Below are 8,559 nucleotides of genomic sequence, written 5' to 3' on the forward strand. Positions count from 1 at the left end.
TTGAAGCGAGACTGCCGAAATATCTGCGTAACGCACTCCATCCAGAGGCTATAGGGGCATAAATCACTATTTTGTCAGCTGAAATATTGAATTTTCAAGGAGCGAAGCCCATTTCAGGTATGGGAAGTCTTAGTACCTAAATATCCGGTGTTATCATTTTGTTATCAAATAGAACTTCTTGTGCCCGGAAATGCCCTGTTTATAAGGGTTTCCAGAATTTTTTCATTATTCAAACTCAATCGTTGCCGGTGGTTTCCCCGTGCAATCATACATTACTCTATTTACATGCTTCACTTCATTTACAATTCTGCTGGTTGTTCTTCCGATGACATCCCACGGAATCTCAGCGCTTTCTGCAGTCATGAAATCTGTAGTGGTTACCGCACGCAGTGCGATGGCGTAGTCGTATGTTCTTTCATCACCCATAACACCTACGGAACGCATATTGGTCAGAGCTGCAAAGTACTGGTTTACTTCTTTGTCCAAGCCAGCTTTAGCGATTTCTTCGCGCCAGATGGCATCTGCGTCCTGTACCATCTGTACTTTTTCTGCGGTTACATCGCCAATGATACGGATACCGAGCCCAGGACCAGGGAATGGCTGACGGAATACCAGGTAATCCGGAATGCCAAGTTCCAGACCGGCTTTTCTTACTTCGTCTTTGAACAGGTCACGCAGAGGCTCGATGATTTCTTTGAAATCTACATGCTCCGGCAGACCACCTACGTTGTGATGAGATTTGATTACGGTGGATTCTCCGCCAACACCACTTTCTACAACATCCGGATAGATAGTTCCCTGTACCAGGAAGTCCACAGCTCCGATTTTCTTTGCTTCTTCTTCAAATACACGAATGAATTCCTCACCGATAATTTTTCTCTTTGCTTCCGGTTCTTCCACGCCTTTCAGTTTCTCATAGAAACGTTCCTGTGCGTTGACCCGGATAAAGTTCAGGTTATAATTGCCGTCCGGACCGAAGACCGCCTCTACTTCATCGCCTTCGTTCTTTCTCAGAAGACCATGGTCTACGAATACACAGGTCAGCTGATCGCCAACTGCCTTGGATAACAGAACAGCTGCCACGGAAGAATCCACACCGCCGGACAGTGCACACAATACTTTACCGTCACCGACTTTTTCACGGATCGCCTTGATAGACTCTTCTACGAAAGAATCCATCTTCCAGCTGCCGGCACAACCACATACGTTAAATACGAAATTTGCCAGCATCTGTTTTCCTTCTTTTGTATGAAGAACTTCCGGATGGAACTGAGTTGCATACAGTTTCTTTTCTACATTTTCCACTGCTGCTACCGGACAGTCCGGTGTATGAGCAATGATCTTGAATCCAGGTGCTGCCTGCTCGATATAATCGTTATGACTCATCCAGCAGATGGTCTTTTCGGATACATTTTCAAATAATGCAGAAGACTGATCTACGGTTACTTCGATCTTACCATATTCACGAACCGACGCCTTGCATACTTTTCCGCCCAGCTGGTGCATCATCAGCTGAGAACCATAGCAGATACCGAGAACCGGGATACCCAGATCATAGATTTCTTTTGCATAAGAAGGAGAATCCTCCAGGTATACACTGTTGGGACCGCCGGTGAAAATAATTCCCTTCGGCTCCATAGCTTTGATTTTTTCCAAATCGGTTTTGTAAGAATAAATTTCACAGTATACATTACACTCACGTACGCGTCGCGCAATTAACTGATTGTACTGTCCACCAAAATCGAGTACGATTACGGTTTCTCTCTTCATGAACGTCTCCTCCTGATTTTCTGATATCCATTGTTTCTGCCCGGTTTTCGCCGAAGCTTTATATTTCTCTTTATTTCTAAAGTACCCTATATTATAAAGTACCCTCTGCCTTTTGACAAGTCCCATGTTCTTTCCACCAGGCAAGCAATTTTTCTTTCTCATTCATCTCTGGCTGATCCAGTACCATCTCCAGTAGTTCCTGAAGCACAGCTCCCATCTGCGGTCCCGGTTTCATTCCGGTCGCTATCAGATCCCTGCCGGTCACTGCCAGTGTTTTCAGCGACACGCACTGGTGTTTTTCCATGATCTTATGGTAAAGCTTTTCCACAGCTTTGATCCGCTCCAGCTTCTCTTCTCTGAGATACATACTCTGTGCAAGGTTATCTGCCCGCTGCACCTTCAAAAACAGCGGAAACAGATCTTCTCCTACTTTATAGATTGCCCGCCGGACTGCTTTCTCTTCCGGGGCCGGACGATAATCGTGCCAGTAGATCAGACGAGTCACCTGTGCGATGGTATCGTTATCAAACTTCAGTCGTCGAAGAATCTTTTTCGCGATTTCTTTTCCCTCCGGTCCATGTCCTTTAAAATGATCCACACCGTTCGCATCAGTCGTCCGCATATTCGCTTTTCCGATATCGTGAAGCAGCATGGTCAGTCGCAGAATCCGGTCTTTTTCTGTCAGGCTAAGTGCTTTTAACGTATGCTCACCCACATTGTACATATGATGTGGCGTATTTTGTTGTGTTTCCATAATTGCATCAAACTCCGGCATGATGATCCGTGTAATTCCAAGATCATACACACTTCTCCATATCTCCGGACGATCCGACATCAATAGTTTCACTGTCTCTGTCTGGATCCGCTCCGCACTGATCTTTGAAAGCGTCGGTGCCAGTTCCACAATTGCCTTTTTGGTATTTTCTTCAATCTCAAATCCAAGCTGCGCTGCAAACCGTACCGCCCGAAGGATCCTCAGTGCATCCTCACCGAACCGCTGCCACGGATCTCCCACACAGCGGATGATCTTTCTTTGCAGATCATTCATCCCGCCAAATTCATCAATCAGCCCACGATCTTTGCTGTAAGCCATGGCATTGATCGTAAAATCACGGCGTTTCAGATCTTCCGTCAGATTTGAGGTAAACTGTACCTCTTTCGGATGCCTGCCATCTTCATATTCCCCGTCAATCCGGTACGTGGTCACTTCATAGCCGACACCATGTACCATGACCGTCACGGTTCCATGCTGCAGACCGGTGTCCACGGTTTTGGAAAATAGTTCTTTCACCTGATAAGGAGTGGCAGATGTGGTTATGTCCCAGTCATCCGGCGTTCTGTTCAACACCGAATCCCGGACACAGCCACCCACTGCAAATCCCTCATACCCATGTGCCTGAAGCACATCAATAATCATGTTTACTGCTGCCGGTAACTGTAACCGCATTCTATCCACTCCTTTTCTGTTTCATGCTATTCGTTCTGAACACCGATAACAGCCGAATGCCTTTATTGATGTTCCCACACTTTTTCTTTTAGTATGCTCTGCCCCAGTATACCATCTTTGTCGCCGGTTTTCCACAGCATACACAGGTATCTGCCAGATGTTCCTGGTTGAATGGGATACAACGGGAAGTTGCTGCTGTATCTTCTTTGATCTTATCCTCACATGCCTGATCGCCACACCACATAGCTTTAATAAAGCCAGGTTTTTCATTGATGGTCTTTACAAATTCTTCGTAGGTGGTTGCTGTATAGGTATGTGCATCTCTGTGTGTTCTTGCTCTCTCCAGCATATCATTCTGGATAGTGTTCAGGATCTCTGTTACTTTCTCAGCCAGTTCCGGTAATGCGACAACAATCTTTTCACCGGTATCTCTTCTTGCAACGACTGCCTGATTTGCCTCGATGTCCTTTGGTCCACACTCGATACGAACCGGAATACCACGCATCTCCTGCTCTGCAAATTTGAATCCCGGACTCTTGTCGGTAGCATCTGTTTTCACACGAATACCTGCCGCCTTCAGTGCAGCTTCCAGTTCAGCGGCTTTCTCCAGAACGCCTTCTTTTCTCTGCTGGATCGGGATGATCACTGCCTGTACCGGTGCGATTCTCGGCGGCAGTTTCAGTCCGCTATCATCACCATGTACCATGATCAGTGCTCCGATCATACGGGTTGTCATACCCCAGGATGTCTGATGTACATACTGTAATTTATTTTCTTTGTCTGTGTACTGAATGCCGAATGCCTTTGCGAATCCATCTCCGAAGTTATGACTGGTACCGGACTGCAGGGCTTTTCCGTCGTGCATCAGAGATTCTATGGTGTAAGTAGCTTCCGCACCTGCGAACTTCTCTTTGTCAGTCTTTCTTCCTTTAATAACCGGGATTGCCAGTACCTGTTCGCAGAAATCTGCATACAGGTTCAACATCTGGATGGTTCTCTCTTCTGCTTCCTCAGCAGTTGCATGTGCGGTATGTCCTTCCTGCCACAGGAATTCTCTGGAACGCAGGAATGGACGGGTTGTCTTCTCCCAACGCATAACGGAACACCACTGATTATATACTTTCGGCAGATCTCTGTGAGACTGGATCTCTTTTGCATAAAAATCACAGAACAGAGTCTCAGAAGTCGGGCGGATGCACAGACGTTCCTGCAGCGGTTCGAGTCCACCGTGTGTCACCCATGCAACTTCCGGTGCAAATCCTTCTACGTGATCTTTTTCTTTCTGCAGAAGGCTTTCCGGAATCAGCATTGGCATATACACATTTTCTACGCCTGTTTCTTTGAATCTTCGGTCAAGTTCATGCTGGATATTTTCCCAGATCGCATAACCCGCCGGTTTGATCGCCATACATCCTTTTACACTGGTGTAATCAATCAGATCTGCTTTTTTTACTACATCGGTATACCACTGTGCGAAATCCTCTTCCATGGAAGTGATCGCTTCTACCATTTTTTTGTCTTTTGCCATCTTTATTTCCTCCATTTTTGTTCTCACGTACTCTCGGAATCTTTCTGTGCTTGATTTTGCGAGATGATTTTTTGTCAGTTGTATCCGAGAGTACATTTCTCTATCTCCAGGGGATTCCAGATCAAAATAAGCACCTGATCCCCAAAAAGGGACCAGATGCTTATCCGGCGGTACCACCCTAATTAACAGCCCGAAGACTGCTCACTTTCTTTCACTCTTTTTTAACGCCAAAGTCGCGGTCTGCTTACTCACAGACAGCTCCGGGGTCGGTTCCACACACTCCGCACAGAAATCTTCCACCTCTGATTTCCTCTCTGTTGATTGTCACCTGTGTACTATTCCCTTCATCGCCTTTTTTATTTTATTGCTGATAGGATTTTATCGGAAACTCCCTGATTTGTCAAGGGGTTGCTATCCGACTCCCTCTTATTTTGTTCCGAAGATTCTGTCTCCTGCATCGCCAAGACCCGGTACGATATAGCCGTGATCATTCAGATGATCATCCAGTGCACCGATATAGATATCCACATCCGGGTGTACTTCCTGCAGTTTCTTTACACCTTCCGGTGCTGCAATGATACACATAAAGCGGATATTTTTTACACCTTTCTGTTTCAGCATGGTAATTGCTGCTTCTGCGGATCCACCGGTTGCCAGCATCGGATCAACAACGAAAATGTCACGCTCGGAACTGTCTGCCGGAAGTTTGCAGTAATATTCTACCGGTACCAGAGTTTCCGGATCACGGTACAGACCGATATGTCCTACTTTTGCAGCCGGAATCATTGCCAGCATACCTTCTACCATTCCCAGGCCTGCACGGAGAATCGGTACTACAGCCAGTTTCTTTCCTGCCAGTTCTTTCGCAGTCATCTTTGTGATTGGGGTTTCAATTTCCACCTCTTCCAGCTTCAGATCTCTGGTCGCTTCGTAGCACATCAGCATCGCGATCTCACCGATCATCTCTCTGAATTCCTTGCTACTTGTCTCTGTTCTTCTGATAATTCCGATTTTATGTTGAATCAACGGGTGATCCATAACTACTACTTTTGACATTTGTTCTCCTTTCTGCCGTTTCCGACATAGCGCTCTTTTATCATTCTGTATCACAGTCGGGAATTTCATTCATAACTGTATCTGTTACCTTCTTTTTCATGTATTTTACTGCACTTTACTCTCCGTCTGTCGGCTCCTCGATCAGTTTGATTCTACGGATGTGACGTTCATCGTTGGAAAATGGAGTATCCAGGAATGTCTCCACGATCTTAATGGCAAGTCCCGGTCCTACAACTCTTCCACCCAGTGCCAGTACATTGGCATCGTTGTGTTCTCTGGTTGCCTGTGCACAGAAACAATCGGTACATAATGCAGCACGGATTCCAGGTACTTTGTTGGCTGCGATAGAGATACCGATTCCAGTTCCGCAGATCAGGATTCCTCTCTCACATTCTCCCTTAACGATGGCATGAGCCACTTTTCTTGCATAGATTGGATAGTCTACGGAATCTGTGCTGTCGCATCCATAATCCCGGTACTCCAGTCCTCTGCTGTCCAGGTATGCCTCAATCTCCTTCTTCAGTTCATATCCGCCATGGTCACAACCAATTGCTATCATGTTACAGTTCCTCCTCTTCGTTTAACCTTGTTACCAGTTTTCTCATCAATAATTCCAGTTCCGTATAGCACTGACTGTATACAGTCAGTGGCTGACCGTGCAGGGACGGTATATCTCCGCTCTCCCCCACGTATTCTTTTACTGTATAGACATGGGGCGCATTCTCATACGTTTCCCAGATCTGCGATTTTTGTTTGTCCTCCATCGTCAGGATCAGAACATCATTGTTGATATCTTCCTGCTCTAACTGCATGGCAATATGACTTGGCTGCGGGTAACCGTTGCTGGTCAGTACTGCCTCCGCTTTCGGATTCAACGGTTCCGGAAATAATACCACCATCCCTCTGGACTCAATCGTCAACGGATTGGTAAGAAATTTTCTTTTCAGGATCATCTCTGCCATCGGCGCCCTGCAATTATCATTGGTATCTACAAAAATCAGTTTTTTATACCGTATTACCATAGTTCATCCTCAAACCTGAATCTTTTTCTGACCTGCAGCCTTCATCAGACGGTTCATAATCGCCTGTCCCATCTGGGGCGTATCAAAAGCTTCTGAATAAATATAAGTCACTCCACAGTCGTCAAATTCCCGCAGTACAGCAAACAGATGTCTCGCAATGCTCTCTTCATCTGCCCTTGTTCCGATGCACTTTACAATTCCTTCCGGATAAGCCTTTATACTCTCCTCTGTAGCAATCACGCCCACCTTCTCTCCTGCTCTGATCTTTTCTTCCACCAGCGCACAGATTTTCTCCTGTACAGCTTTCGGTGATCCTTCCACCACGGTCAAATCCGCTTTCGGTGCATAGTGGCGGTATTTCATTCCGGGAGCTTTCGGTTTGACTTTACTGTCTGCCTGGATCAATCCCCGATCCATCTGCACCTGACCGATCACACGTCTTACCATCTCCTGATTAATATATCCCGGACGCAGAATCGTCGGAATCTCTTCCGTAAAATCCACAATTGTTGATTCCAGACCGATCCCCACGGATCCGCCATCCAGAATCATATCAATCTTCCCATCCAGATCCTCTTCCACATGGGAAGCCATCGTTGGACTCGGGCGACCCGATGTATTGGCACTTGGTGCCGCAACATAGCCTCCCCCTGCCCGGATCAGTGCCTGTGCCAGCGGATGATCCGGCATACGCACTGCCACAGTATCCATTCCACCGGTCGTCTCATAAGGCACAATATCGCTTTTCTGAAAAATCATTGTCAATGGTCCCGGCCAGTAAACTGATGCCAGTTTTTTTGCACTCTCCGGCACCTCTTTTACAATTTTCTCCAGATCTTCCATATCTGCAATATGAATGATCAGTGGATTATCGGAAGGCCGACCTTTCGCCCGATAGATTTTAGCAGATGCCTGCGGATCCAGTCCGTTTCCTCCAAGTCCATATACCGTCTCTGTGGGGAATGCTACCAGACCGCCCTGTCTCAGAATCTCTCCGGCTTCCCGGATACCTTCCATATCTAATTCCTGGGGATTCATGCGAATCACTTTTGTTTTCATTTTCTTTCACCTTATTTCTTCACATCTGATAACAGTATACTAGAGTAACGTGCGATGGGCAAGTGTAAATTTATCACAAGGCTTCTCAGGCTCCTGTGATTTTTTTATTTTCACTTTTTCTCTGCCAGGCTGCTCAGATATTCCAAGGTACCACTGCAGATTGCTTTTGCCACCTTGTTCTGATATTTTTCATCTGTCAGCAATAAGGCTTCCTGATTATTACTTAAAAAACCGCATTCTCAAAATGTCAAGAGGATGATAAAAACTTTTTTCAGCTTTTTATCATCCTCTACTTGAATCAATTTCTCAATTTATTTCATTTTTTTACCCAAATACCATTGTATAATTCCCAGATACTCCGTCTTCTTTCCTTCTGAATTACATTTGCCATATTCGATCATAAGGTTCCTGATTTTTTCTTTCGTCCAGGTACCTTGGGGCATTGTCTTTGCAATCTCGTTAATTACAGCATTTAATTTTTCTTTTCTATTCTGAGGTAATCTGTGCCCTTCACTGTTCAGATTCAGGGTTTCATTTAAATCTTTCTGTATATCTTCATTTTCCGAATAGATTTCTCCTGACTTACTTCTGTATTTTATCTCAGACAGGGTTCTGCTGTCTCTTGGGTCTACAATTATTCTGACATTGCCTTTATGCGTATCACAGGTATCATCTTT

7 protein-coding genes, 2 pseudogenes and 1 other annotated feature are annotated in these 8,559 nt (G+C 45.6%); all 9 genes and pseudogenes read right to left on the reverse strand.

Annotated elements, in window-relative coordinates; all coding sequences use genetic code 11:
- Window positions 1-225: 225 nt before the first annotated feature.
- On the reverse strand, window positions 226-1,770 hold the full coding sequence (guaA, locus tag MSA64_RS09560; RefSeq protein ID WP_287891462.1) for a glutamine-hydrolyzing GMP synthase: 1,545 nt from the start codon (window positions 1,768-1,770) through the stop codon (window positions 226-228).
- A 91-nt stretch (window positions 1,771-1,861) separates the two neighbouring features.
- Window positions 1,862-3,217: a CCA tRNA nucleotidyltransferase gene (locus MSA64_RS09565; protein ID WP_287891464.1), complete on the reverse strand. Its 1,356-nt coding sequence runs from the start codon at window positions 3,215-3,217 to the stop codon at window positions 1,862-1,864.
- 88 nt (window positions 3,218-3,305) lie between these two features.
- Complete coding sequence (gene proS / locus MSA64_RS09570) at window positions 3,306-4,745, reverse strand: proline--tRNA ligase (protein ID WP_022171354.1); 1,440 nt, start codon at window positions 4,743-4,745, stop codon at window positions 3,306-3,308.
- A 144-nt stretch (window positions 4,746-4,889) separates the two neighbouring features.
- Window positions 4,890-5,102 (reverse strand) — a binding site (T-box leader).
- A gap of 69 nt (window positions 5,103-5,171) precedes the next feature.
- Window positions 5,172-5,801 (reverse strand): uracil phosphoribosyltransferase, encoded by a 630-nt coding sequence (gene upp, locus MSA64_RS09575; RefSeq protein WP_022171355.1) that lies wholly within the window; start codon window positions 5,799-5,801, stop codon window positions 5,172-5,174.
- A 115-nt stretch (window positions 5,802-5,916) separates the two neighbouring features.
- Window positions 5,917-6,360, reverse strand: coding sequence for a ribose 5-phosphate isomerase B (gene rpiB, locus MSA64_RS09580; RefSeq protein ID WP_022171356.1), 444 nt, complete (start codon window positions 6,358-6,360; stop codon window positions 5,917-5,919).
- 1 nt (window position 6,361) lies between these two features.
- Entirely contained in the window at window positions 6,362-6,823 is a 462-nt protein-coding gene (locus MSA64_RS09585) for an arsenate reductase/protein-tyrosine-phosphatase family protein (RefSeq protein WP_022171357.1), read from the reverse strand.
- A 9-nt stretch (window positions 6,824-6,832) separates the two neighbouring features.
- On the reverse strand, window positions 6,833-7,882 hold the full coding sequence (locus tag MSA64_RS09590; protein WP_277664193.1) for an L-threonylcarbamoyladenylate synthase: 1,050 nt from the start codon (window positions 7,880-7,882) through the stop codon (window positions 6,833-6,835).
- Window positions 7,883-7,992: 110 nt separating this feature from the next.
- Window positions 7,993-8,109: pseudogene (locus tag MSA64_RS09595) on the reverse strand (N-acetylmuramoyl-L-alanine amidase); the annotation flags it as partial.
- An 84-nt stretch (window positions 8,110-8,193) separates the two neighbouring features.
- Window positions 8,194-8,559, reverse strand: a pseudogene (locus MSA64_RS09600) (hypothetical protein); the annotation flags it as partial.

Origin of the sequence: Oliverpabstia sp., assembly GCF_022785585.1 — a bacterium.
Classification (GTDB): Bacteria; Bacillota; Clostridia; order Lachnospirales; family Lachnospiraceae; genus Oliverpabstia; species Oliverpabstia intestinalis.

Excerpts from the sequence above, each read along its gene's own strand:
- guaA (WP_287891462.1), bottom strand. The coding sequence starts at position 1,770 with ATGAAGAGAGAAACCGTAATCGTACTCGATTTTGGTGGACAGTACAAT.
- MSA64_RS09565 (WP_287891464.1), bottom strand. The coding sequence starts at position 3,217 with ATGCGGTTACAGTTACCGGCAGCAGTAAACATGATTATTGATGTGCTT.
- proS (WP_022171354.1), bottom strand. The coding sequence starts at position 4,745 with ATGGCAAAAGACAAAAAAATGGTAGAAGCGATCACTTCCATGGAAGAG.
- upp (WP_022171355.1), bottom strand. The coding sequence starts at position 5,801 with ATGTCAAAAGTAGTAGTTATGGATCACCCGTTGATTCAACATAAAATC.
- rpiB (WP_022171356.1), bottom strand. The coding sequence starts at position 6,360 with ATGATAGCAATTGGTTGTGACCATGGCGGATATGAACTGAAGAAGGAG.
- MSA64_RS09585 (WP_022171357.1), bottom strand. The coding sequence starts at position 6,823 with ATGGTAATACGGTATAAAAAACTGATTTTTGTAGATACCAATGATAAT.
- MSA64_RS09590 (WP_277664193.1), bottom strand. The coding sequence starts at position 7,882 with ATGAAAACAAAAGTGATTCGCATGAATCCCCAGGAATTAGATATGGAA.